Consider the following 23,400-nt stretch of genomic DNA (forward strand, 5'->3'; position numbering starts at 1 on the left):
AGTGCGCCCGAGCGGCGCTGCCTATTAGATGATCAGTCGATGCCGCTCAGCGAACCCGAAAGGGTCAAGGGCCATGGGCGGGTGGCCGTGTCGCGCCGGGTCAGTCGAGTTCGAGCACGCGCGCGTGCAGCACCTGGCGCTGCTGGAGGGCGGCGCGGACCGCGCGGTGCAGGCCGTCCTCCAGGTAGAGGTCGCCCTGCCACTTGACGACGTGGGCGAAGAGATCGCCGTAGAACGTCGAGTCCTCCGCCAGCAGGGTCTCCAGGTCGAGCTGCTGCTTGGTGGTCACGAGCTGATCGAGGCGGACCGGGCGCGGCGCGACGTCCGCCCACTGCCGGGTGCTTTCCCGGCCGTGGTCGGGGTACGGCCGGCCGTTTCCGATGCGCTTGAAGATCACACGGAAAGCCTACCGGTCAAGACCTTCCGGGCGCAGCCATGGCGGCGGAGTGCGGCGCTTGAAAAGATGGAGCAAAACGCGCAAACGGGTTACTACCGGGAGCTGCTGGGCCCGATGCCGGGGGCTGGGACGAGGCGCTGACTCGATGCACGGGGAGTGTTGTGCACAGGCTGTGGACCGCGAGTCGGCGTTTCGGCCCGGTGGTCACACCGTGCGCGGTACGGCCTTGGCGCGGCCGCGGATGCCGAACGCGGTGACGATCTCCCCGATCCCCACGACGACCAGCCAGATGCCGGCGACGAGGGTGAGCACGGCGACCGAGTGGAACGGCGAGTCGATGAGCACGATCCCGGCGATGAAGGTGATGACGCCGAGGAAGATCTGCCAGCCCCGGCCCGGCATCCGGGAGTCGTGCAGGGCGGCCAGGGTCTGGGTGATGCCGCGGATCAGCCAGCCGATGCCGATCCACAGGGCGAGCAGCAGGATCGACTGCATCGGCCCGCGGAAGCAGAACAGGCCGAGCAGGATCGACAGGGCGCCGCTGATGAACGCGAGCACGCGCAGCGAGGTCGTCATGTGCGTGCCGAAGGCGGAGGCCAGCTGGAAGATGCCGCTGACGATGAGATAGACGCCGAAGAGGACGCCGGCGGCGAAGAGGGAGGGGCCGGGCCAGACGAGGATCAGGACGCCGAGGATCAGCGAGGCGATCCCGGTGACCAGGACCACCTGCCAGGCGGCCCGGGACAGGGCGTGCAGGGGCCCCTCGAACGGCGGCTCTGGCTCCCGGCGCTCGCTGGTCGGCGGTGTGGTGGCGTGGACGTTCCGGTCGTCGTACTCACGGCCCCAGTTCGGACCGCTGTTCGGTGCCTCGGTCATGCTCCATGCTGTGACCGGCGGGAGCGACCCTGCTATCGGGGGCGGGCCGATCGGGTGAACACCCACCACCGGGCCCGCGCGAGGCTTCGCCGACACGGCGGCTCTGCTGCTCGCGGGAGGCTTTGCCGGTGCTGGCGCGGTTCTGCTCGCGGGGGGCTTTGCCGGTGCTGGCGCGGTTCTGCTCGCGGCGGGCGGCCGTCTTGTCGGCCGTGCTGCTGGCGGGAGGCTTTGTCGATCGGCGGTCCTGCTCGCGGGAGGCTTTGCCGGTCCTGGCGGCGGTCCTGCTCGCGGAAGTTCTTTGCAGCCGTGGGCGTCGCTCTCCCCGCGAGAGGCATTCGCTGCATCGGCCGTCGCCCTCCCCGCAAGGGTCATCGCCGCTTCGGCCGTCGCCCTCCCCACAAGGGTCATTCGCTGCATCGGCCGTCGCCCGACCCGGCTGAGGTCTGCGTCGCTCTGGCTTGGCTCGACTCGGCTGAGGTCTGCGTCGCTCTGGCTTCGCTCTACCCGGCCGAGTCCTTCGTCGTTCTGGCTTGGCTCGACTCGGCTGAGGTCTGCGTCGCTCTGGCTTCGCTCTACCCGGCCGAGTCCTTCGTCGTTCTGGCTTGGCTCGACCGGGCTGAGGTCTTCGCTGTTCTGGCTCGGCCCCACCCGGCTGAGGTCTTCATCGCTCTGGCTTCGCTCTACCTGGCCGCGGTCTTCGCCGCCTGGACTCGCTCTGCCCTTCGCAAAACTTCGCCGCCTAACCGCCGGAGGCCTTCGCTGCCTTGGCCGCCGCCTTCATCTCCTGCTTGTGCGCCCTGACCTTGGTCAGTGACTCCGGCCCGGTGATGTCGGCCACCGACCGGAAGGAGCCGCGCTCGCCGTACGCCCCCGCCGCCTCCCGCCAGCCCTTGGGGGTGACGCCGAGCTGCTTGCCGAGCAGGGCGAGGAAGATCTGGGCCTTCTGCTTGCCGAACCCGGGCAGGTCCTCGAGCCGCTTCAGCAACTCGGAGCCGCTGCGCACGTCCCGCCAGACCGCCTCCGCGTCCCCGTCGTAGTGCTCCACGAGGTACTGGCACAGCTGCTGGATGCGCTTGGCCATCGAGCCCGGGTAACGGTGCACGGCCGGCTTCTCGGCGAGCAGCGCGGCGAAGGCCTCCGGGTCCATCGCGGCGATGTCGTGCGCGTCGAGGTCTCCGGAGGGTCCAGCGCCGAGCCGGTCGGCGATGGTCCGCGGGCCCTTGAACGCCCACTCCATCGGTACCTGCTGGTCGAGCAGCATCCCGGTGAGCGCGGCCAGCGGGGACCGTCCGAGCAGCGCGTCGGCCTCCGGTTCCTGGGCGAGATGCAGGGTGACGTCCATGCGCCGATGATCCCGCGCGCGAGGCGGCGGCGCGCGTCGGGCCGCTCTCGCGTACGATCCCTTCACAGAAGAGTTAGGGAAGGCTTACCTAATAAGCAATCGGAGGGGCTTCCGGGTGACCATCGAGACGTACCGAACTGGCCCCCGTCAGCACCGACTGGAGCCTCCTCACCCCCGAGCCCGACTCCGACTCCGACTCCGACACCGGCACCGACACCGGGGGGACCCGATGACCGCCCCGCACGAACAGCACGTCGACGGGTTCGGCACCGTCCGCATCCGCCCCCTCGACCCGGCGTCCGACGCGGACGTCGTCCACGCCTGGGTGAGCGAGGAACGCGCCGTCTTCTGGGGCATGAACGGCCTCACCCGGACTCAGGTCGCCGAGATCTACGCCCACATGGCCGGCCTCGACACCCACCACGCCCACCTCGTCACCAAGGACGGCGTACCGGCGGCCCTGTTCCAGACGTACGAGCCGGCCGCCGACCGGGTCGGCGAGTGCGACGACGTCCTCCCCGGCGACCTCGGCGTCCACGTCCTCCTCGCCCCGCCCGGCCCCGACGGCCCGCGCCCCGGGTGGAGTTCGGCCCTGCTGACGGTGCTGACGACGTACGCGCTGCGAGTCCAGGGCCGGCGCAGGCTCGTGGCCGACCCGGACGTACGCAACACCAGGGCGATCGCCCGCTTCGAACGCCAGGGCTTCGTACGCGGCCCGCAGGTCGTCCTGCCCGAGGTGGACCTCCCGGACGTGTACCTGCCGGAGAAACACGCTCAACTGGCCTTCCTGGAGCGGACGGCACTCTGAGCACTCCGGCCGATCTCTGCGTACTCATACGGGGCACGCGGTGAAGGAGGCGACGACGTGCGGCTGCGCGACCGGCACCGGCGATGGGCACGACGGCTCACCCTGCTCTGTACGGGCCTCTTGCTCCTCCTGATCGGTACGGCGGCCCCCGCGTCCGCGCACGCGGCCCTGCGGACGACCGACCCCGCCGACGGAACCGTCCTGCGCACGGCCCCCCGGCACGTCACCCTGACCTTCACCGAGTCGGTCGGCCTGCTCACCGACTCCCTCCGCGTCTACGACCCCGCCAACCACCGTCTGCGCACGGGCCCCGCCGAGCACGCCGGCGGCTCGGACACGGCCCGCGTCTCCCTGCCCGCCCGGCTCGACACCGGCACGTACACGGTGGCCTGGCGGGTGGTGTCGGCGGACAGCCACCCGGTGTCCGGCGCGTTCACCTTCTCGGTCGGCAAGCGCACGGCGACCACCGCGAGCCCGGTCCCCGACCGCACCGAGAACCCCACGACCGCGGCCCTGTACAACATCGCCCGCTACCTCGCCTACCTCGCCGTGGCCGTCCTCCTCGGCACGGCGGCGTTCGTGGGGTACTGCCGCCCGCCGACGGCGGCCCCGCTGCGCACCCCCGTGCTGGCCGCCGCCTGGACCCTGCTCGGCACGACGACCGCGCTGTACCTCCTGCGCGCCCCGTACGAGGAGGGCACCCCGCCCGCGTTCACCCTCGGCTCGCTCACCCACACGGCCACCACCCGCCCCGGCGTCCTCCTGCTCGCCCGCCTGGCGCTGCTGATCCTGGCCGGGACCGTCGTCGCGCTCCTGCGGGGCCGCCGCAGAAGGCTCCCGCGCCGTACGACGCTCGCCGTGGCCGCCGCCGTATCCGTCCCGCTCGCCCTGACCTGGACGGCGGCCGACCACGCCGCGGCGGGCGTCCAGGTCCCGGTGGCCATCGCCTCCGCCACCCTCCATCTGCTGGCCATGGCGGCCTGGCTGGGCGGTCTCGCGGCCGTCCTGCGCACCCTGCGGCGCACCTCCCTCACCACCCTGGCCCGCTTCTCGCGTCTGGCCTTCGCCTCGGTGACGGTCCTGGTCGTGACCGGCGTCTACCAGTCCTGGCGGGGCCTCGGTTCCTGGCAGGCGCTCAGCGGCACGACGTACGGCCGCACCCTGCTGGCCAAGCTGGCGGCGGTCACCGCGCTCCTGCTGGCGGCGGCCTGCTCCCGGGCCTGGACGACCCGCGAAGCCCGCGAGCCCCGAGCCGCCGCAGCCCGCGTCCCCGAACCGGCGACGGGCCCCCCGCTCCCCCCGGAACCCCCCGCCCCGCCCCCGCCGCCGCCCTTGAACATCCTGCGCCGCTCGGTGCTGGCGGAGGCGGCCGTCGCGGCGGTGGTCCTGGCCCTGACGACCCTCCTGACCAGCACGGCCCCCGGCAGGGTCGCCGAGGAGACCGCGGCGGCTTCAACCCCGGCGGCCGGAACCTCGGCGGCCGGCATCCCGACGGCGTCCGTCACCACGATCCCCTTCGACGCCGGCGCCGGCGGCCACGGCAAGGTCCAGATCACCCTGGACCCGGGCCGGGTCGGCCGCACCTCCGTCCAGGCGGTGGTCTACGGCCCCGACGGCGGCCTGTCCACGGTCCCCGAACTCCGCGTCACCCTCACCCTCCCCGCCCAGCGGATCGGCCCCCTCGACACCAAGGTCACCGACCGAGGCGGCTACTGGGGCGCCGACTCCTTCGACCTCCCCCTCCCGGGCACCTGGACACTGAAGGCCACGGTCCGGCTGACGGAACTGGACCAGGTGACGGTGTCGGCACCGGTACGGGTGACGCGGTAGGCGGGGCGGGCGGGGGCCAGGTACCTCCATGTGACCGGAGTCATGTGGGGCCGCCCGGAGCGAGTCGGTCGAGAGGCCGACTGAGACGGAAAGCGGGACGGACGAACGCCAGAGGGCCGGGCCACTTTCGTGACCCGGCCCTCTGAACCGGCGGAGGATACGAGATTCGAACTCGTGAGGGGTTGCCCCCAACACGCTTTCCAAATGTTCGTCCGGGGGTTCGGTGGCGATCGACGGCGTCCTGACCTGCGGCGGAGTGGGGCAATGGGAGGGTGGTGGACGGTGCTGGACGGGGATGAATGGACCAGAACTGAGACCAGGGCGCCGGGTCATACCTGCTTGACGACGATGGTGTCCGGAAGGAGCTTCTCCAGGTCGTCTACGTCCGAGGTGAAGACGGTGACCTGCCCCTTCTGCTGGCGTGCGATGACAGCGAGCACGGCATCGATGGCGTACTTGTGACCGTGCAGCTTGGCGTCGGCCAGGAGACGGCGGGCCTGGCGTGCTTCGTCCTTGCCGATGTCGGCGACCTTGAGCCGGGAGAGCACCCAGTCCCAGCGCTGCTCGGTGGTTCTGCCGTCGAACGCCTCGATCAGCGTCATGGGAGACGTCACCACCTCGGCCTCACCCCCGGCCGCGAGGTCGAGCCAGGCGATCATTTTGCGGTCGCCGCGCACGGCTAGGGACAGGGCCTCACAGTCGAGTACGAAGACGCGCAGTGGCCGCTGCCTGTGCTCACCGGCGCGCTTCTTCACGCGGCCTCTCCGGCATCGTGTCCTCCGGCCGTGCGGCGGCGCTCGTGCTCGGCGTCGAGATCGTCCAGTTCCGCGAGGGCTGTCGCACGCTCGTCATCGGTGACCGGCCCGTGTTCCTCCTGCAACCAGTCGACCAGCTCCAGCAGCCGGTCCCGATCGCGCTTGAATCGCAGTGCTTCGGCTACATACGCCGAAAGTCCCCTCTCCGCCGCGTCGGCGCGGATCTCGTCGAGGAGATCTTCAGGGATCGTCACCGTGACTTTTCTCGTCGCCATACAAGAGACCATACTCCTGGTGTAAGTTCCCTTACCAGAGGCTTGAACCAGTGGTGCTCAGGATGCGAATGGTTGATCCCGGAGCCTTCCCTGACGTTGATCGCTGGGCTACATCGCTTCACTCGGTCACCCCGTGTCGTTCACTCTCACCAGCGCATGCAGCAACTGGTGCGGATAGTCGCCCTTCGACGCGGTGAGCCTCCTGCCGTTGGCGGAACCACAAGAGGAGGGGCCGTGTCCCTGCTGCCTTCGGCAGACGTCTTCAGGTCGATCGAGCTAAAGGTGTCGCAGTTGCTCGGCGGACAGTTGGTGTGTCCACATGCGCCCGGAGAGCGGTGTTCGGTGGCTGAGCACCTCACGCTCTCGGAGGCGAAGGACGCGGCGGCGCGAGATGCCACCGACGTCGCTCTTCGGGACGCGCTGTGGCGATGCGTAGGCCGCGATGCCCGTAGCGACCTGCCGAGCTTGGCTCAGCGTAGCCAGTTGCTCGCGCTGTATTTCGTCGTCCCCTACCTCCGGAAGTCGGCCGGGAGAGTGTCGAGGAGGCTCTGCGTCGATGTCGCCGAGGTGAGGTCGGCCATGGTGTTCGGTGCGTTGTACGGTCTGGCGCTGGCCACCGACGGCGACGATGTCCGTGACGAGATTGTCCGAGCGGCCAATGCGGCCGGCTGGGCGGTGGAACGGGCTGATCCGGCCGAGCGCACCACGGATCCGCACAGCCTTGTCGATCGCGCGAGCCGATGACGGCTACTCGCCCATCCGCAACGAGTCGGACATCCAGGTGGTCGACGAGATGGATCGTTTGTTGTGGGGGCGCATCAGCGGCGAACGCATGGGCGCTACCTTGCACCGCCTCGGGCTCTTGGGCGAGTTCCTCGCCTCGGGTTCGGAGCAGGTGCCCGAGGGCGAGTCCGACGAACTCGACGGACCGCAGAAGGAAGCCGAGTGACCCCAAGAGCGAGGCGACTGTCGCAGTGGCTGGCCGAGCCATTGCCCCTGCGCAAGGTGGCAGATCTCCTCGGGGTCGACCCATCGAAAGCATCCGGGCTGGTGAGGGGGAACCGCTTTCCATGTCATGTCACGAAGTTGAAGGGAAAATACGTGGCCCTTCCCGCCGATGTGATGGCAGCCCTGGGGATCGATGATCCGATCGTGCGGACGGGCGACCTGCTGGCCGGTGCTGAGTTCGCGAGACGATGGGACTGAGGGCAGGTCGCTGGAGGCTGAGTGCAAGGTCAGAGGGCCGGGCCGCGTGAACGGCTCGGCCCCTTGCGGCGGCGTGAGACATAGAGCGGGCACGGCTGATTCGGACAGTGGTTCTGCGCCGACAGCAGCGGTCGCATGGAAGTGGCACCCTCCAGCGGCACGGCAGGCGTGGTCCAACAGGAACGTCTTGCCTGGTCGGCGGTGTCCGGCGATCAACCCGAGTGGGCCAAGTGTCACCTGAGGCTGATCTTGGCGTCGGCATTCAGCGAGCGGGTCGGCGAACGAACGCTTGGATGGCGCCCCACTGTCGGTGCCGGAGTCGAGTCACCAGGCTGTGCAAAATGCGGCATGTCGGAAATAAATGAGACTGCAACTGAGGCCGACTACGTCGAGGACCCCGGCCGCCGAAGCGGTCCGGGGTCCTCGTTTCGCCTGTTCAGGCGGCTGCGGAGGATACGAGATTCGAACTCGTGAGGGGTTGCCCCCAACACGCTTTCCAACTGTCCGCGCGGCCGTCCGGAGGCGTTCAGGAGGGTTCACCGCGCAGGTCAGGAGGGGTGCGCGTACGGCGGTGAACGGTGGCGGCCGCCGGCGCACTGGACAAAGAGCAGGACAACGAGTCTGTGAGAGGCGAGGTTTAGCTCAGTCATCCAGGTGCGGTCGTCGGCCGGCCAGAACTGGGCTTCTACCGACGCTGCAGCTATCGGTGGCGCTCTTGCGACCATTCGCCTGCCGTGGGCTGATGAGCTCCGGCATAGTCGTGAGCCTGGTGCTTCAGGGAGCTGACAAGCCAGGGGGATAGATGACGGACAGCACGCCAGACCGCCCAACGTTGAGGCGGATGCAACAAGTGGCATCAACGCTGCTGCAGGGCAAGGTCATCCCGTGGATTAAGCAGCATGTAGAAGCAGCTAAGAACCTCCCCCAGGCACGAGGCGAGCTGCTTGCCAGCAGAGCTGACGCCGCCGCGGACAAGGTCTTCCGTATCGAAAAATTGAGCGTCGCTGAAAAAGCGCAAGTACGCAGACATGTGCGAGCCGCTTACTGGTCCGTTAATGCCAATGCGAGCTGGAAAGAGACAATCGAGATGTTCCTGGCGGAACATCTTCTAGCATCTGTTTTGATGCTTTTCATCCTCGCGGCGCTTTCGTTTCCAATCGACTCGCTTTGGCCCAATCTGGATCGTAGTTCCAGCGCGACCCGCATTGCGTTGATGGTATCGCTTGGGTTGTCAATATTTCTTTATAGCAAGGCGCGCAACTTCCTCGCGCGAATGCATGCATGGATGGGTGCCGCGTTTCGGCTAGCATCGGCTGTGTTCGTACTAACTTTGACCGTAGCGACGGACCTGCGCGGGAGGATGCTTGCGAAGCTGAACGATTTCGGTGTGTACGAATTCAAGTGGCGCTTCATCTCTATGCAGAACGTGGACGTCGCGTCGGTCGCAAGCTTCGCCTCAATTACGTTTACGGCACTGTTTGCCCTGACGTTCATTGTGAACTGTCTCAATTTTTTTATCCCAAGAAGGATGGGGCCGATGGAAGGGAGCGATGTGGTTGCTTGCTCTCACTTGCTTATCGCTCTGTGTGACCTAGTCCTGCTGTCGGACAGGGCAGTTCGTGCGCAAGGTGAGGCCGCTGACCAAGCACAAGGGGACGGGCTGCGACCGTACATGGCTAGCAGCGTCCGGACAGCCATGGTTAGACAGCTTGAATTAATTGCCCGGCTTTCCGAAGGGTCCTGGCGGCGGGCATTGAAGACTCGCGACCGTGCTGCTGACGTTGCGCTTAACGGCATTGCCGAGGGTATTGCTTCTGCGGCGCGTCGCTGGAAAACGGTTGCGTCTACCGCAGGCCCTACAGCCATATTGGACCTGCAAGAGGCATTCACTCAGGCGTTGTTGGATGCGGTCGCAGGGAACTGGTCGGCGTTGGCAGTCGAGGTATCGCCTTCGGAACGTTTGGGGAGGAAGGCTATCCGCCTCTTGCGGCGATTCCTCGCCATCGCCTTTTTCGCGTGTGTTGCGATGCTAGTGGCAACCAAACCTGCTGGCTGGATGGTTAACCATAACCCTGTGTTTGACTCTATCGCCCTTCTGTCGGCGGGTCTAATTGCTCTATCGATTGATCCGAGTATAGGTGAACTGACTGGGAATGCCGCTAAATTCGTCGGCAGTTTCGAGGGTAAGAAGTGATGTCACTCATTGGCGAAAGAGTGGAGAGTCTCCTGTCCGGGGTCTAGCCTAGTTAATCTTTGAAAGCGTGGCATTTGCCAGCTCGGTCTTGCAGGTGGCCAGGTTGCTCATGTCGTTGAGGCGAAACGTTATTAGATATCGTTCCGTCTTGGCGTTATTGGCGGTAATGGCTATCTCGATCCGATACTCACCCCCCTCGTGTTTGCCCATCCATAGAGGGGACTGGTCGGACAGTACCCTGTCGTAATTGCTGTACGGATACAGGCAAAGGAAGACGCCGTTGGTGCCGTCATTGAGGTGGACGACCTGAATGATATCCACCAGGCGGGCTGCGTTGGTCGGGATAGTCAGTGAATTGGCTTCGACATCTCCCCATTTGAGTTCACGAGTCGGCGGCAAGCGTCCTGCGACGGGTAGTACCACTTTGCTGACGAGGACCATCGTTCCCTTGGCGGCCAGGCGTCCTTCATTGGCGATCGGAAACCGTAGCCAGCACTGGAATATGTCGGGACCGCTGCCCTTTCCGTTGAAATATGGTAGAGAGGTCCACATTGGGCCATGGTCGTCGGTCTTTAGCGCCTTTAGGTTAGGCTTTTTCCACCAACCCTTGATGAAGGGGCCGCCGACGGCCACAACGACCGCCCCAACAGTACCGAAGGCGATCATTATTTCCCACGGGTCAGTCCCAGAAGAGTGCATAAGCATCTCCGGTATGGTTCACCCGGCTCGCCCACCCGACACAAAACGATCATACGACCGCAGCTGGCGAGCTGCATCTTGAGAAGGTCGATGACGGGCCTCTACTTGCATGGGTACCTGCGCCGGTGCCCCATGGTCGTCCGGGGGCGTCCGTAAGGGCTCACGGAGGCGGTCAGGGGGTGTGCGTATGGCAGTGAACGATGGCGGCCGTTGGCGCAGTGGACAAAGACCAGAGCAACGAACGTTGCTGAACTGGCCCGGTCAGCGTGCCGGTGTGCGGACTCGAACGCACCTATCCGCCGCCGTCGCCGGACGTGCGACTCTTGAGGGCGACGACGGGTGAGCAGAGAGGGAGAACGAGTGTCGCAGCAGGCCAGTCCTCGGGGAACCTTCCTGAAGATCGCCGATGCCGTGAAGGCACGAGTCGAGGCGGACCCAGACATGACGGAGCTTCCGTCTGCTGCTGACCTCATGAGCGAGTACAAGATCTCGCGCGGGGTCGCTCTCCGCGCGTTCGCAGCTCTCCACAAGGACGGTGTCGCGGAACCGGTGCCGGGTGGCCGGTGGCGTGTCGTACGGGCAGGCAAGCGGACTGACCGGCGACCGCTGGAAGAGCGCATCGCGGACGTCATCGCGGATGAGCGACTGGAAGTCGGGGCAGCGTTCCCCAGCGCGTCAGTTCTGGCCGACCGGTTCGGGGTCTCGCGCCCGACCGTGACCAAAGCTCTCGACAAGTTGGAGGCCGCCGGCGTGCTCGCGAGTGGAGGACAGGGCAGGGTGCGGACGGTCCGCGCCGTGCCGATTCGAGAGGAGCGTTCCTAGCTTGTCAGAGCTGACAGAGTGGGCCTATCCCCTGGCTGAGTCCCTGCTTGCGGAGCCGCTACCGCGCCGCTGGAAGCACTCGCTCGGGGTCGCGGAGAGGGCGCGCACCATCGCGCCCATCCTCGGACAGGATGCGGAGCTACTGGAAGCCGCTGCCGTCTTGCATGACATCGGCTACTCGCCAGACCTCGCCAAGACCGGATTTCACCCGCTCGATGGCGCGCGCTACCTCCGCGACATCGCCCGCGCGAACGAACGGGTCGTGAACCTCGTTGCCCACCATTCCTGTGCATGGATGGAGGCTGAGGCCCGGGGACTCCGTGCAGAGCTGGAGGGCGAGTTCCCCCGCGAGAGCGCGCACCTGAATGACGCGCTCTGCTATTGCGACATGAACACGACGCCGGACGGCGTACCGACGAACCCTGTGGACCGGGTCAACGAGATCGCTGGCCGCTACGGGCCGGACAGTCTGATCGGTACGTTCATCCGCCGCGCCGAGTCAGAGATCTGCGCAAGTACGGCGCGCGTCCTCGAACGGGTCGCCGTCGCCAAGCGTCAGCCGATGTAGGGGGTTGCCCGCGTCCGGTCCATGGCGTGCTCGATACGGAGCCGCATCGTGGGGTGGACGTCGAGTTTCGGCAGGTTCGTTGGGTCCACCCAACGGACCTGTGTCGTCTCATTGCTCGTACGAAGGTCACCGCCGACCGGACGGGCACGGAAGCAGATGCTGAACTGTTGGCGGACCTCGCCATCGTCGTACTGCATCACGTGTCCGGGGTCGGTGTAGATCCCGGACATGTCGACGACTTCGGCCTTGATGCCCGTCTCTTCCCAGACCTCGCGCACCACGGTGTCACTGATGGACTCGCCCACGTCGTGCCCGCCGCCGGGCAGCGCCCAGCGCCCGTTGTCGGACCGCTGAATCATGAGCACCTGGCCCGCATCGTTCTGAACGAACGCCACGACGGAAGGCACGACCGAGTTGGCCGGCGGTGCGTCGGGGTCGTGCAGGTAGTCAATGCGTCCCATGGTCAGGCTCCCGTGATGTCGCTGTCCGAAACCTGGCGAGCGCCTCCCCAGGTCTGTTCGATGCTATTCGCGTACGTGTCGAACAGCCCGCCGCCCGGCATGCGACGCAGGTGGAAGACGGGGGCCATGTAGGCGCCGATGCCGTAGACGTGGGGGTTGACGAGCATCTCGTCATCGGACCGATAGATGGAGTTGTAGAGCGTCGTGGCGTGCAGTCGGAAGCTGATCTCCGGGTGGCTCTTGAAGAGCGGTCGGTAGTTCACCAACGCGTTCCGAATCTTGCCGTCCATGATCCGGTGCCCCTCGTCTATGCCGCGCTGCCGAACGGCCTCGCAGTCCGGGTCCCCGAGCAGGATGCGCACCTGAGTGGTCCCCTCAACCTTCTTCTTCAGAAGGTCGATGAACAGGGGATCCTCGGACAGGAAGAGCCCGGAGTAGACGAGAACGTCAAGGTTCCTCTCCGCTCGTGCGTACATCTCGCGCCACACGTTCGGCGGCACGGTGTGGCGATGCGGATAGACGGCCACAATCTCCGCCTTCGTGAGGTCCGTTGCACTCTCCAGGGTGCGGCCGTCGTCCCACAATGTCGTGACGTCGACCCTGAGCGCTGCGGCCGTGGCGTACTGGTGTCGGCGGTACGGCACCTTCCCCTGCGTGATCCAACGTTCGACCGTCTTCGGGCTGACCTTGATCTCCTCGGCAAGGCCCTGAACGGTCATGCCCTGAGCCAACAGGGCCGAGCGCAGACGCTCGTTGGACATCCATCCCCCCGAGGGACATCTAGGGAGCTCTTGAAGGCAGTAGGGCGCTCTTGACGGTAGCCAGAACTCCCTGAGCTGTCCACGTATGGGGTGACCAACTCCCCTGAGCTGCAGCGATTCTGATTGTGCGCCAAGAAGTCCCGGCGCAAAGCCAAAGAGGTTCCGTCGCTGCACTTGACGGTCCCCTATGCAGTACCTGTAAAACAGGTACTGCAACGCCCGGAGGAAAGCCCGAAGGGGTGAGTACGAAGGCAGCGTTCGTTCCTTGAGAACTCAACAGCGTGCTCTGAGATCGACGGGGCTTGACCCCGTCCCCGTGACGGCCGGGTGACGCCCGTCGGCCCCGGTATCCAGCCGTGAGGGTGCGGAATCGACTTCCGCCCGGGGCGCCTGGCCGGCCGCGTCCTGCGGCACTGGCCCGCATCTCCCTGGGTGGCGGCACTCCCGGACAAGGACAGCCCGCCACTCATGGACTCCGTCCCGACCTACCAAGGAGTTCCGTCATGGCCCAGCACAGGGTTCCTGTCGTGCCCCGCCGCACGGTCCCCGTCGAGATCGTCTCGTTCGGCTACCTGCATGGTGAGGCGCCGTCCGCGCACCTGACCGTCGACTTGCGTCATCACTTCCGCGATCCGCACGTCTTGCCGGAACTGCGGTACATGACGGCCGACGACGCGCCCGTCCGGGAGGCGGTGCTGGGCACCCCGGGTGTCGCGGCGCTGGTGCTGGCGGCGGAGGCCGCCGTGGCCGCGTTCGCGGCCGGTCCGTCGGCGACGGGCCTGACCGTCGCCGTGGGGTGTGCCGGCGGTCGGCATCGTGCGGCGACGGTCGCCCGTGCCCTCGCCGAACTGCTGAGCGACGCCGGTCACAAGGTGATGGTCCGGCATCGCGACATGGACAAGCCCGTCGTACAGCGCTGACGGCAGCTCGCCCCGCCGGTCCCGTACCGGTTGTACCCGCGGGGCGGTCGCACTCCCGGACAAGGACAGCTGACCGTCCCGCGCCCTTCCCGACGTACCTGAATGGAGATCCACCATGCGCATGCGCACTTTCGTCGCCGGCCAGGAGGCGCACGGCGACTTGGAGTTCGCGGAACTGGCGCTCGGCATCGACCTCGACCTGTTCCGGGGCCCGCTGGACCTGGAGGCGGACGACGAGCGCGCCGCCCGTGAGGACGCGGTCCGTGACATCCTCGCCGATCTGCGGCGTGAGGCCGAGAACGGCGACGAGATCGCCGGTTGGGACGCCGCGTACGCCGATGCGCTCACCCACACGGTGCCGTTCCTGCGCGCTGCCCGCGACCACCGGGCGGGGACGGGGGAAGCGGCATGAGTGAGCTGATGTCCGCCGCCGCTGCCGGTCTGCCGTTACTGGTCGGTTGGTCCGTTCACGCGCTGCGGCTGAGTCGTCGGATCGAGGCCGCTCGCCGCGACCCGCTGTCTGGGCTGTGGACCCGGGCGCCGTTCGAGCGGCGCGCGGTCCGTCTGCTCGCCCGGCACCCGGAAACGGCGGTGGTGCTGGTCGACCTGGACGGCTTCAAGGCTCTCAACGACACCTTCGGGCATGCCGCCGGTGACGCCGCGATCCGAGCCACCGCCGCCAGCCTCACAGAAGCGCTCACCGAGCGGCGCAGTGCGGTCGTGGCCCGGCTCGGTGGAGATGAGTTCGCCGCCGTTGTGCCGCTGTCAGAGCCGTTCACGCTGCCGTGGCTGCTGAAGGGGTTGCACGGCGCGATCACCGCCCCGTTTCGCCACGCGGGCCGCGATCTCACCGTCGGTGCCTCCATCGGCGCCTGCCTGTCCAGTGACCTCATCCCCGACGGCCGCCGGGCGGGTGTGGAGACGCTGCCGGTGCTGCTGCGGTTGGCGGATGAGGCCATGTACGCGGCCAAGCGCGCTGGCGGGGGCTGGAACTACCCCGGCGCCAGCGAGGAGCGCTGCACGACGACCGCTGGGCGGCGCACCGGACGCCCCGGCACCCACACCCCGCACCGCAGGGAGGCAGCGTGAAGACCAAGACCGTACTGCCCGCCGTCGCGATGACGGCGGTGTCCATGGTGCTCACTCTGGCTGTGGTCGTGATGTGGCTGGGCACCGCGGTGCCGTGGCCGATCGCGCTGGTCGTCGGTCTCGGTATCGACGGCGGATGGCTGGCCACCCTCGCCTACGAACGCCGCCTTGCCGCTCAGGGCGACCGCAGCAACCCGGTGACGGCTGTTGGCTGGTGTTTCGGCCTGGTCGCGGCCGGTGTCCTGGTAGCCCACGCGCTTACCGCCGCCGACTCCGCCGCGTGGCTGGCCGTCGCCTGGCTGCCCATCGCGGCGAAGATGCTGTGGCTGGTGCACGGGCTGTGGGAGCGCACCGCACTCACTCCGTTGGCCCTGGACGCGATCCGGGGTATCCAGCAGGAGGCACGCGACGAAGCCGCCGTGGCCCGCGCTCGGCTGCGTGCCGAGGCCACGACCGAGGAGACACGGCTTGTGGCCGTGACGGGGGCCGGGGCCCGCGTCGCACGCGTCACGGCCAAGACTGCCAAGACATTGTCGAGGGCGTGGGAGACGCTGGAGACCGCTCGGGCTGGTGAGGAGACCGGCAGGGCACTGACCAGCGTGACGAGCCGCGTCACACCCAGTGTCACGCCCCGTTGGGAACTGCCCGTGTGGGGTCCCGTTGAGCCGGTTGGTCCGGCGCTGGAGGGGCCCGCGCTCACCGACGCGGAGCTTGACGTGCTGGTGGACGCGATCCGTCAAAGCGAGGTCCCGGCCCTGTCGTACCGGGAGATGGCCACCCGATTCCGGGCGGCCGGCCATTCCGCCTCCGAGGTGCGCCTGCGGGCCGCGTGGAAGCGCGTCGCCTGATGGGGACGCTGCCGGTGTTCCGGTGGCGCCTCGCCCCGGACGGATACGCCACCTACCGCCAACTCCGCGCCTGCGGCCTGCGCCCCGGCGGACAGCCGGTGGCGGCCCAGCTCGAACGTCCCCGACGCCGGCGCGGACCGCTGATCGCCTACCTGTACCGCGTTGACCTGGCCAAGCCGGTGCGGCCCATGACCCGGGCCAAGTGGGCGGCACTGGACAAGGCGAACGCTGCCCGCCGCTGCTGCCCGCAGTGCCGCCGGGACGCCGGCTACGTCATCCCCGCCTCGCTCGGCATGTGCGTGCCGTGCGCGTATCCCGAAGGAAGTTGCGATGGAATCGCTGCCTGACGTGCCCCGGGTCGTGCAACTCCCGGACGGCACCTACGCCTACACCGACCACCTGCCCGCCCCGCCGCAGCACTACAGCGGCCCGCAGATCATCCACCAGCACGTGCACCAGGCCCCGCCCGACCGCACCGTCCAGCGCATCGCGCTCGGCTCCGGCGTCGGTGCCGGCGCGGTCGCGGCCGGCGTCTACTTCGGCCCGCTGCTCGTCGGCGTGCTCACCGCCATGGCCGCCAACCTCGCACTGATCGCCTTCATCGCGGCCGTGTGCGCGTGGGGTGTCGTCACCGTCGTCCGCTCGGTGGGCGGCACCGACGGCAAGCGCGCCGCACGCAGCGTCCGCCGCGCCCGCGGCCGTCGCTGACGGCTGCCTGCGGCTCCGGGACGCACGTGCCCGGTGCCGTGGGGAGCCGGACAGTCCGGCCCGGATCGGAGATGCAGCCGTGAGCAGCAACCAGCCCCGCCTCACCACCGGTGAGAAGGCCCAGCTCGCCTGGTACGTCGCCCGGATGGCTAAGCGCGGACTCGCCGACGACCGCCAGTACGGCGGACGGGTCGACCAGAGCGACCTGCAGCGCAAGTTCGACCGCGTCCTCGACCAGGCCCGCAAGCGCGAGGAGCGCGCCAAGAACAGCAAGAACGGCAAGTAGCAACGCCCCGGGGGCGGCTGTCCCGGCCAAGGAAACAGCGCCGCCCCCGGGCCACCCACCACCCGTTTGAGCAGCAGGGAGACCCCAGCATGACGGACAGCACCATGGGCCCGCACCTGCGCCCCGTGCCCGACACCGGCCCCGACGACGATGCCCCGGCGGCCCCCGTCCCGGTGGACAACCCGGCGCTGCCGGACCCGAAGGTGACCATCGAGAAGCGCAAGCCGGTCCTCGCCGGATGGCTCACCAACCGGCGTGACTTCCTCGCCACCGCCCGCCACGCCGGCGCGAACGTCGGCTACGCCGCCCTGTTCCACGGGGTGCGGATCCCGGTGTATGCCGGACGCCTCGCCCTGATGTCGCCGAGGGGCGCGTGCCGGTTCATCGCGGCGACGAACCGGTGGGTGTGGGACCGCGAGGCCGCGCCCCTGCGGGAGTTCGCGGTACGCACCGAGGACGTCGAGGAGTACCTGCGCCTGGCCCGGCTGCGCGCCGGCCGGATCCGGCTGCGCGGCCTGGTCACCCTTGTTGCGGCCGTGTTCGGTCTCGGGTTCGCCCTGTACCTGTACGTCCTGGCCCCCGCCTACCTGTACGCGTTCGCCGGCGGCGGGGTGCTGCTGCTCGGTCTGGGCGGACAGCAGCCGGACGCGCCGGTCGTGGGTCCGGCGGTGCTGAAGACCGAGGTGCAGAAGCTCACCGGCTCCATCGTCCTGCGCGGCCTGGACTCGATCGGGAACGCGAAGATCACGGCCGCTATCAAGAAGGGCGGTGACATGAACGGGCTACGGTTCGTCTCGGAGATCGTCCGGGACGGGCCCGGGTACCGCGCCGACCTGGATCTTCCCTACGGCATCACGCCCGAGGACATCATGGAGGCCCGCAAGCCGCTCGCCTCGGGCCTGCGCCGCAAGGTCGGCTGCGTGTGGCCGTCCCCCGACCCCGACCAGCACGAAGGCCGGCTCATTCTGTGGGTCGGCGACCGGCCCATGAACGAGACGACGAAACCGGCCTGGCCGCTGCTGAAGGACGGCAGCGTGGACCTGTTCAAGCCGGTCGTGTTCGGCAACGACCAGCGCATGCGGTGGGTCGAGGTCACCCTGATGTTCGTCTCCATCGTCATTGCCTCGGTGCCCCGCATGGGCAAGACCTTCCTCATGCGGCTGCTGCTGCTCATCGCCGCCCTCGACCCCCGGGCCGAGATCCACGCGTTCGACTTCAAGGGCACGGGCGACTTCGGCGCCCTGGAACCGATCTGCCACCGCTACCGCGCCGGCGACGACGAGGACGACATCGAATACGTCGTGCAGTCCCTGCGCGAGCTGCGCGAGGAACTGCGCCGCCGGGCGAAGGTCATCAAGTCCCTGCCCCGCACGCGCTGCCCGGAGTCCAAGGTCACCCCGGACCTGGCCAACGACAAGAGCCTCAGGCTGCATCCGATCGTGGTGGCGGCGGATGAGTGTCAGGTGCCGTTCGAGCACGACAAGTACGGCGCGGAGATCGAGGAGATCTGCACCGACATCACCAAGCGCGGGCCCGCCCTGGGCATCGTGGGCATCTTCGGCACCCAGCGCCCCGATGCGAAGTCTCTGCCGCCGGGCATCAGCAACAACGCCATGCTGCGGTTTTGCCTGAAGGTCATGGGCCACACCGCCAACGACATGGTCCTGGGCACCGGCGCCTACAAGGCGGGAATCCGCGCCACCATGTTCTCCCGCTCCGACCGGGGCATCTGCTGGATGGCCGGCGAGGGCGACGACGCCCGCATCGTCGCATCTGCGTTCGTGGACGCGGTCGGCGCCGAACGCGTCGTCGTCCGCGCCCGCAAGATGCGCGAGGAGTACGGCAACATCACCGGCCACGCCATCGGCAAGGGCCCGGAGACCAGCGGGACCGGCTCCGACATCCTCGCCGACGTCCTCGACGTCATCGCCGCCGACGAGAAGGCCGTGTGGTGCGAGCGCATCGCCGTCCGCCTCACCGCCGCCCACCCCGACACCTACGCCGGCTGGCAGGGCGAGAACGTCACCGCCGCCCTCAAGCCCTGGGGCATCAAGCCGGGGCAGGTGTGGGGCACCACCGACGACGGCGAGGGCGCCAACCGGCGCGGCATCAAGCGCGCCGACATCACCGCCGCGATTACGCGCCGTAATGCCGATCGGGCCGCCGCCTGACCCGAGCAGGGGTGCTAGACCTAGCAGCCGCCACCGCTAGGTCTAGCACCCCCACTAGCACCCCATAGGGCTTCTGATCAGCTAACTAGCGTCTAGCGGCCCACCTGCGGAAACACCCCGAAACCGCCCTGAGAAGGGATGTGAGCCGTCGTGGCTCTCGCTAGCCTCGCCGTCCTGCTCATACTCGCCGGTTACGCAGCGTTGTGCGCCATCCAGCCGTTCGCCCCATGCCGGAAGTGCTCCGGCATGGGCGTCCGGCTCACCGGCCGCAGCAAGGTCAAGCTCTGCCGCCGCTGCCGTGGGCAGCGCTACCGGCTCCGCCTCGGCCGCCGCCTGCTCAACACCGGCCGCGACATCCACCGCGCCGGCACCCGACGCCCCCACCGCCACGACCCCGACGAGGAGTTCACCCCATGGCCGTGACCGTCTCGCTCGTAGCTCTGTTCGGACTGGTCCTGTTCTTCCTGCTGCGCCAGCACAGCCTCAGCGCCGGCGCGGCGTTCGTCGCCGTGATGTTCGGGTTCTTCCTCGCCTCCACCGGCGCGGCCGGACCCATCAACAACCTCACCACCGCCGTCGTCCACGCCATCCCCAACCCGTGAGGAAGACCAGCGTGTTCGAGATCCGCATCATCTGCGACCCCGCCGACACCAACCGCGTCACGACCGCCCTCAAGACCGCGTTCGCCGCCGGCGCGGCACGCATGTACCCGACCCGCGACGGCAAGCGCGCCCGGCTGTACGTCACGGCCGACCACCGCCCCGACCCGGAACCCTTCCTCGCCCCGGAAGCGGCATACGCGCTCGCGCCCAGCATCGTCAGCGAGATCGGCTGGACCGCCCGCACCCTCGCCACGACCGAGTGCTTCACCGAGCTGGACCGGGACTACTACCTGCGCAAGGCCGCACTGCTCGATCGCATCGCACTGCTGGACGAACCCGACCTGTTCAACGACGGAGACGCCCGGGAAACCGCCCTCGCGGCGGCCGTGATGCTGCTCGATACCGACCGGCCGCACCTCGCCCTGCACCTCGCCGAACAGGCCGAGCAGGACCCGCGCGGCTACGTCCGCCAGCAGTACGCCCAACGGGCCGGATGCGTCTGCGACGACGCGGACGAGGTCGACTGCCTCGCGCACCCGGACCCCGACCAGTAGCAATGCCCGAGGGCGGCGGCACTCCCGGACAAGGACAGCCCACCGCCCTCGGTCTCCCTATCCCGACGAAGCAGAACAGGAGACCTACAGCATGACCCAACCCTCCGACATTCGGCGAGTGCCCGGCTCACCGCCGCTCGTCGCCCTGTGCGCTGGCTATGGCGGACTGGAAGCTGACCACCTGCGCACCGCCCTCAACCTGGCCGCCTCGCAGATCCCCGTGTTGCCTCTGCGGGTGGGCAAGGTCCCGTTCGGCAACTGCCGCCGCTGCCAGGACAACGCGTGCGGCGGCCGGCCGAACATGAAGAACCCCGGACCGTGTAACTGCCCCGGGCCCTGCCACGCGTGGGCCGCTGCGACCACCGACCCCGACGTCATCAGCTCCGGGCCCTGGCGCCTCGCGTGGATGCAAGCCGAGGCGGTCGCCTACCACCCGGGCGGGGCCGGCCTGACGGTCGTCGACCTGGACAACGCCAACGCGATCGCGTGGGCCCGCGCGAACCTGCCCACCACGCAGATCGTGCCCACCACCCGGGGCGAGCACTGGCTCTACCTCGGCCGGATGCAGTCCGCGAACGCCGTCCGCCCCGGCGTGGACATCAAGTCCACGATGGCCTACGCCCGCTGGCTCGGATTCGGCACCGGGACCATGGCCTACCTGCCGGATGCCGTGCGCTCGCTGGTCGTGAGCAAGCCGTGTCCGGTCCGGGCCGCGTCTCAGGCCACCATGGTGCCCGCGCCGGCCGGAGGCGGTGAGTGCCGCCACCGCACGCCCGCCTACCTGGAGCGCGGCATCGCCATGGCCGAGCAGCGCATCACCGAAGCCCGCGAGGCGGTGCACGCCACCGTCTACCGGACGTTCCTCGCTGTGCTGTCCACGCACGGCCGGTGCGGCTGCCTCACAGACACGCACGTCGCGCGCTTGTTCACCGCCGCGCAGGCCAAGGGCGAATCGCCCCGGCACTGCACCGACGCGTGGACCAACGCCCGTACCAGGTTGGGACTGTGACCATGTCCGACGACGAAAAGACCCCAGCCCGCGAGGTCATCGCCGCCTACGCGCAGGCGCACTTTCGGTACTTCCGCACCGCCGACGGGACCGTGTACGCGCAACGCAACGGCCACCCCGTGGCCCGCCCGATCCGCTCCCAGGGCACGACGGGCAGCCACCGCCAGGAACTCATGGTCGGCCTGTTCAAGGACGGAGTCGGCGTGTTCAACGGCACCGCGCTCAAAGAGGCGCTGGACCTCATCGAGGCCCTGGCGATGAGCGAGGACGTGCAGTCCGTGTACATCCGCGTCGCTCCCGGATTCGACGGGGCGACGTGGCTGGACCTGGGCCGCGACGACGGGCAGTCCGTCCGCATCCACCCCACCGGATGGGATATTGCCATCCCCGACCCGCGCGAGGTGTGCTGGAGGCGCACCCAGCTCACCGGGGAACTGCCCCTGCCGGCCAAGGACACCAACGGCAAGGGCATCGATCTGCTGCTCCGGCTGTGCAACTTCGCCAATGCCGAGACTGAATGCCTGGTCATCGCCTGGTTGATCGGCTGCCTCGGGCCGTCCGTTCCCGTTCCTGCGCCGTTCCTCACCGGGCCGCAGGGCGCGGGCAAGTCGACCGGTGGGCGGATGCTCGTGCGGATCATCGAGGGCATGAGCGGTGACCTGCGTCGGGCGCCGAAGGATGAGGAGAATCTGGTCGCGGCGGTGGCGGCCGGCTGGGTCACCGCTCTGGACAACCTCTCCCACATGACGCCGGACCTGTCCGACGCCATGTGCTGCATCGTGACCGGCATCGAGAACGTCAAGCGCGCCCTGTTCACCGACGGGGACGTGTTCCGCGTCGGCTACCGTCGCCCCCTGCTCCTGACCGGCATCGACGTTGGCGTCATCCGGCCTGACCTGGCGGAACGGCTCCTGCCGCTGCGCTTGGAGCGGCCCCGCGTCCGGCGCACCGAGGCGGAACTGTGGGCGGAGTACGCGGAGGTTCTGCCTATCGTTCTCGGCTCGCTCCTGGACCTCACGGTCAAGGTCCGTGCGGTTGAGGCGGAGACTCCCACCGACCTGCGGATGGCGGACTTCGCCCGCCTGTGCGCGCAGCTCGATGCAGCAACCGGCCTCGGAGCACTCACCGCGTACCGGGCCAGTCTGGACGACCTGAACGACGACGTGATCGAGGGTGACCTTCTCGCGCAGACCGTCCTGCGGCATGCCGACACCATCGAGCCGGGTTCGGCGCAGCGTATGACGTCCACCGAGTGGCTGCACTGCCTCAGTCGCCTCTACAGCGGCGAGGAACTGCGTGCCCTGCCCAAGGGTTGGCCGACCACCGGAAAGGTTCTCTCCGACCGGCTCAAGCGCCTCCAGCCGACGCTTGCCGCTCGCGGGGTTCTCATCGACACGGGCCGCACCAGCGAGGGCCGCTACCTCGAAATGACCCGCCTGGCCACCCCGCCACCGCACGAGCAGGGGCGGATGGTCTGACCCCGCGCTCGCGGCGCCGGACAGGCAGTAAGGGGCCGCTTCGCGGCACGTCCTTTGGGCGGCGTTCCGCCGAACAGCAAGAGGAGCACGCATCGCGGCTGGTGCTCTTCTTGCTTCCTCCGGCGGCACCGCCGCCGCCCAAGGTCGCGCCGCGCAGCGGCTCCTTCTTCACGCTCTAAGGCGCCACCGAACTACAACAGACACCCCCTCTTTTGTCCTAAGAGGGAAGACGCTGCGTCATCTGCGTCATGCAGACCGAAAAACGGCACCTGACCTGCGACAACAGGCATGACGCAGACGGCGGCCCCTGCGTCATCCTGCGTCATCTGCGTCATGCGATGACGCAGCCCATGACACGCCGATGACGCACCCCAAACCACTGCGTCACACAAAACCACAGGTCAGAAGCCTGAATGACGCTGATGACGCAATGACGCAGAAATCTGCACCTCGGACAGACGTGGACACCCACCCGACCCCGATCAGCACGAGAGGTGAGTCTTGACCGAGCACGACAGCCCCGCGACGCCTACGGACGACGACCCGACGCTGGTTCTCCTCAAGGTCGAAGAGGCCGCACGACGGCTCCGCATCGGCCGGACCACGTGCTACGCGCTCATCCGCTCCGGAGAGCTGGAGTCCATCGACATCGGCCGTCTCCGCCGCGTCCCCGCCGACGCCCCGGCCGCGTACCTCGCCCGCCGACGCGCGGCCCGACGAGCAGCTTGACCACACCCGGGG

Annotated in this window: 30 protein-coding genes; 22 read left to right on the forward strand and 8 right to left on the reverse strand. The window is 68.3% G+C overall.

Going from position 1 to position 23,400, the window contains the following annotated elements; all coding sequences use genetic code 11:
- Nucleotides 1–100 precede the first annotated feature (100 nt).
- The 3 genes from AB0950_RS17410 to AB0950_RS17420 form a co-directional block, all read right to left on the reverse strand.
- Nucleotides 101–397 (reverse strand): type II toxin-antitoxin system VapB family antitoxin, encoded by a 297-nt coding sequence (locus AB0950_RS17410; protein WP_004943146.1) that lies wholly within the window; start codon nucleotides 395–397, stop codon nucleotides 101–103.
- Nucleotides 398–601: 204 nt separating this feature from the next.
- The gene (locus AB0950_RS17415) at nucleotides 602–1,273 is read right to left on the reverse strand and encodes an HdeD family acid-resistance protein (protein ID WP_360153543.1); all 672 of its coding nucleotides are present in this window, start codon (nucleotides 1,271–1,273) and stop codon (nucleotides 602–604) included.
- Between the two features lie 739 nt (nucleotides 1,274–2,012).
- On the reverse strand, nucleotides 2,013–2,615 hold the full coding sequence (locus tag AB0950_RS17420; protein WP_366778826.1) for an HhH-GPD-type base excision DNA repair protein: 603 nt from the start codon (nucleotides 2,613–2,615) through the stop codon (nucleotides 2,013–2,015).
- Nucleotides 2,616–2,844: 229 nt separating this feature from the next.
- Between AB0950_RS17420 and AB0950_RS17425 the strand changes: the two genes are divergently transcribed.
- Nucleotides 2,845–3,423, forward strand: coding sequence for a GNAT family N-acetyltransferase (locus AB0950_RS17425; protein ID WP_366778827.1), 579 nt, complete (start codon nucleotides 2,845–2,847; stop codon nucleotides 3,421–3,423).
- A 57-nt stretch (nucleotides 3,424–3,480) separates the two neighbouring features.
- Entirely contained in the window at nucleotides 3,481–5,253 is a 1,773-nt protein-coding gene (locus AB0950_RS17430; protein ID WP_366778828.1) for a copper resistance protein CopC, read from the forward strand.
- Between the two features lie 329 nt (nucleotides 5,254–5,582).
- On the opposite strand, the gene AB0950_RS17435 is transcribed toward AB0950_RS17430, so the two are convergent.
- Both AB0950_RS17435 and AB0950_RS17440 read right to left on the reverse strand, forming a co-directional pair.
- Nucleotides 5,583–6,008: a PIN domain-containing protein gene (locus AB0950_RS17435; protein WP_360153558.1), complete on the reverse strand. Its 426-nt coding sequence runs from the start codon at nucleotides 6,006–6,008 to the stop codon at nucleotides 5,583–5,585.
- On the reverse strand, nucleotides 6,005–6,283 hold the full coding sequence (locus AB0950_RS17440) for a CopG family transcriptional regulator (protein WP_360153561.1): 279 nt from the start codon (nucleotides 6,281–6,283) through the stop codon (nucleotides 6,005–6,007). The genes AB0950_RS17435 and AB0950_RS17440 overlap by 4 nt, the downstream gene beginning before the upstream one ends.
- Before the next feature lie 234 nt (nucleotides 6,284–6,517).
- Here AB0950_RS17440 and AB0950_RS17445 point away from each other — a divergent pair, with 234 nt between their 5' ends.
- The 4 genes from AB0950_RS17445 (at nucleotide 6,518) to AB0950_RS17460 (ending at nucleotide 9,683) form a co-directional block, all read left to right on the forward strand.
- Nucleotides 6,518–7,027 carry a hypothetical protein gene (locus AB0950_RS17445; RefSeq protein ID WP_366778829.1) on the forward strand — a complete coding sequence of 170 codons (510 nt, stop codon included), beginning with the start codon at nucleotides 6,518–6,520 and terminating at the stop codon, nucleotides 7,025–7,027.
- Nucleotides 7,005–7,232 carry a hypothetical protein gene (locus tag AB0950_RS17450; RefSeq protein WP_366778831.1) on the forward strand — a complete coding sequence of 76 codons (228 nt, stop codon included), beginning with the start codon at nucleotides 7,005–7,007 and terminating at the stop codon, nucleotides 7,230–7,232. The genes AB0950_RS17445 and AB0950_RS17450 overlap by 23 nt, the downstream gene beginning before the upstream one ends.
- Nucleotides 7,229–7,489 carry a DNA-binding protein gene (locus AB0950_RS17455; RefSeq protein WP_366778832.1) on the forward strand — a complete coding sequence of 87 codons (261 nt, stop codon included), beginning with the start codon at nucleotides 7,229–7,231 and terminating at the stop codon, nucleotides 7,487–7,489. The genes AB0950_RS17450 and AB0950_RS17455 overlap by 4 nt, the downstream gene beginning before the upstream one ends.
- 850 nt (nucleotides 7,490–8,339) lie before the next feature.
- Nucleotides 8,340–9,683 (forward strand): hypothetical protein, encoded by a 1,344-nt coding sequence (locus AB0950_RS17460; RefSeq protein ID WP_366778833.1) that lies wholly within the window; start codon nucleotides 8,340–8,342, stop codon nucleotides 9,681–9,683.
- Nucleotides 9,684–9,731: 48 nt separating this feature from the next.
- On the opposite strand, the gene AB0950_RS17465 is transcribed toward AB0950_RS17460, so the two are convergent.
- Nucleotides 9,732–10,349, reverse strand: coding sequence for a hypothetical protein (locus AB0950_RS17465; RefSeq protein WP_366778834.1), 618 nt, complete (start codon nucleotides 10,347–10,349; stop codon nucleotides 9,732–9,734).
- Between the two features lie 393 nt (nucleotides 10,350–10,742).
- Between AB0950_RS17465 and AB0950_RS17470 the strand changes: the two genes are divergently transcribed.
- Nucleotides 10,743–11,204, forward strand: a complete 462-nt coding sequence (locus AB0950_RS17470) for a GntR family transcriptional regulator (protein ID WP_366778835.1) — start codon at nucleotides 10,743–10,745, stop codon at nucleotides 11,202–11,204.
- Between the two features lies 1 nt (nucleotide 11,205).
- The gene (locus AB0950_RS17475; protein ID WP_366778836.1) at nucleotides 11,206–11,772 is read left to right on the forward strand and encodes an HD domain-containing protein; all 567 of its coding nucleotides are present in this window, start codon (nucleotides 11,206–11,208) and stop codon (nucleotides 11,770–11,772) included.
- Here AB0950_RS17475 and AB0950_RS17480 read toward each other — a convergent pair.
- Nucleotides 11,760–12,233 (reverse strand): NUDIX domain-containing protein, encoded by a 474-nt coding sequence (locus tag AB0950_RS17480; RefSeq protein WP_366778838.1) that lies wholly within the window; start codon nucleotides 12,231–12,233, stop codon nucleotides 11,760–11,762. The two genes, AB0950_RS17475 and AB0950_RS17480, sit on opposite strands and share 13 nt — an antisense overlap.
- 2 nt (nucleotides 12,234–12,235) lie before the next feature.
- Complete coding sequence (locus AB0950_RS17485; RefSeq protein WP_366778839.1) at nucleotides 12,236–12,994, reverse strand: helix-turn-helix transcriptional regulator; 759 nt, start codon at nucleotides 12,992–12,994, stop codon at nucleotides 12,236–12,238.
- 503 nt (nucleotides 12,995–13,497) lie between these two features.
- Between AB0950_RS17485 and AB0950_RS17490 the strand changes: the two genes are divergently transcribed.
- From AB0950_RS17490 to AB0950_RS17555, 14 genes are all read left to right on the forward strand, one after another.
- Nucleotides 13,498–13,914 (forward strand): RNase adapter RapZ, encoded by a 417-nt coding sequence (locus AB0950_RS17490; RefSeq protein ID WP_366778840.1) that lies wholly within the window; start codon nucleotides 13,498–13,500, stop codon nucleotides 13,912–13,914.
- Nucleotides 13,915–14,035: 121 nt separating this feature from the next.
- Nucleotides 14,036–14,326, forward strand: coding sequence for a hypothetical protein (locus AB0950_RS17495; protein WP_366778880.1), 291 nt, complete (start codon nucleotides 14,036–14,038; stop codon nucleotides 14,324–14,326).
- Nucleotides 14,323–15,003 carry a GGDEF domain-containing protein gene (locus tag AB0950_RS17500; RefSeq protein WP_366778841.1) on the forward strand — a complete coding sequence of 227 codons (681 nt, stop codon included), beginning with the start codon at nucleotides 14,323–14,325 and terminating at the stop codon, nucleotides 15,001–15,003. Before AB0950_RS17495 ends, AB0950_RS17500 begins: the two co-directional genes overlap by 4 nt.
- Nucleotides 15,000–15,851 carry a protein spdB gene (locus tag AB0950_RS17505; protein WP_366778842.1) on the forward strand — a complete coding sequence of 284 codons (852 nt, stop codon included), beginning with the start codon at nucleotides 15,000–15,002 and terminating at the stop codon, nucleotides 15,849–15,851. The genes AB0950_RS17500 and AB0950_RS17505 overlap by 4 nt, the downstream gene beginning before the upstream one ends.
- Nucleotides 15,851–16,198 carry an RRQRL motif-containing zinc-binding protein gene (locus tag AB0950_RS17510; RefSeq protein WP_366778881.1) on the forward strand — a complete coding sequence of 116 codons (348 nt, stop codon included), beginning with the start codon at nucleotides 15,851–15,853 and terminating at the stop codon, nucleotides 16,196–16,198. Before AB0950_RS17505 ends, AB0950_RS17510 begins: the two co-directional genes overlap by 1 nt.
- Nucleotides 16,182–16,559 (forward strand): DUF6251 family protein, encoded by a 378-nt coding sequence (locus AB0950_RS17515; protein WP_366778843.1) that lies wholly within the window; start codon nucleotides 16,182–16,184, stop codon nucleotides 16,557–16,559. Before AB0950_RS17510 ends, AB0950_RS17515 begins: the two co-directional genes overlap by 17 nt.
- Before the next feature lie 79 nt (nucleotides 16,560–16,638).
- The gene (locus AB0950_RS17520; protein WP_366778844.1) at nucleotides 16,639–16,845 is read left to right on the forward strand and encodes a DUF6257 family protein; all 207 of its coding nucleotides are present in this window, start codon (nucleotides 16,639–16,641) and stop codon (nucleotides 16,843–16,845) included.
- An 89-nt stretch (nucleotides 16,846–16,934) separates the two neighbouring features.
- Nucleotides 16,935–19,016: a cell division protein FtsK gene (locus AB0950_RS17525; protein WP_366778845.1), complete on the forward strand. Its 2,082-nt coding sequence runs from the start codon at nucleotides 16,935–16,937 to the stop codon at nucleotides 19,014–19,016.
- Between the two features lie 150 nt (nucleotides 19,017–19,166).
- On the forward strand, nucleotides 19,167–19,439 hold the full coding sequence (locus tag AB0950_RS17530) for a hypothetical protein (protein WP_365577580.1): 273 nt from the start codon (nucleotides 19,167–19,169) through the stop codon (nucleotides 19,437–19,439).
- On the forward strand, nucleotides 19,430–19,618 hold the full coding sequence (locus AB0950_RS17535) for a hypothetical protein (protein ID WP_366778846.1): 189 nt from the start codon (nucleotides 19,430–19,432) through the stop codon (nucleotides 19,616–19,618). The genes AB0950_RS17530 and AB0950_RS17535 overlap by 10 nt, the downstream gene beginning before the upstream one ends.
- Entirely contained in the window at nucleotides 19,615–20,172 is a 558-nt protein-coding gene (locus AB0950_RS17540) for a hypothetical protein (protein ID WP_366778848.1), read from the forward strand. Before AB0950_RS17535 ends, AB0950_RS17540 begins: the two co-directional genes overlap by 4 nt.
- A gap of 91 nt (nucleotides 20,173–20,263) precedes the next feature.
- The gene (locus AB0950_RS17545) at nucleotides 20,264–21,181 is read left to right on the forward strand and encodes a bifunctional DNA primase/polymerase (protein WP_366778849.1); all 918 of its coding nucleotides are present in this window, start codon (nucleotides 20,264–20,266) and stop codon (nucleotides 21,179–21,181) included.
- Nucleotides 21,182–21,183: 2 nt separating this feature from the next.
- The gene (locus AB0950_RS17550; protein WP_366778882.1) at nucleotides 21,184–22,659 is read left to right on the forward strand and encodes an ATP-binding protein; all 1,476 of its coding nucleotides are present in this window, start codon (nucleotides 21,184–21,186) and stop codon (nucleotides 22,657–22,659) included.
- Nucleotides 22,660–23,160: 501 nt separating this feature from the next.
- On the forward strand, nucleotides 23,161–23,388 hold the full coding sequence (locus AB0950_RS17555) for a helix-turn-helix domain-containing protein (RefSeq protein ID WP_366778850.1): 228 nt from the start codon (nucleotides 23,161–23,163) through the stop codon (nucleotides 23,386–23,388).
- Nucleotides 23,389–23,400 lie beyond the last annotated feature (12 nt).

It is taken from the genome of Streptomyces sp. NPDC007189 (assembly GCF_040703635.1).
In the GTDB taxonomy this organism is placed as follows: domain Bacteria; phylum Actinomycetota; class Actinomycetes; order Streptomycetales; family Streptomycetaceae; genus Streptomyces.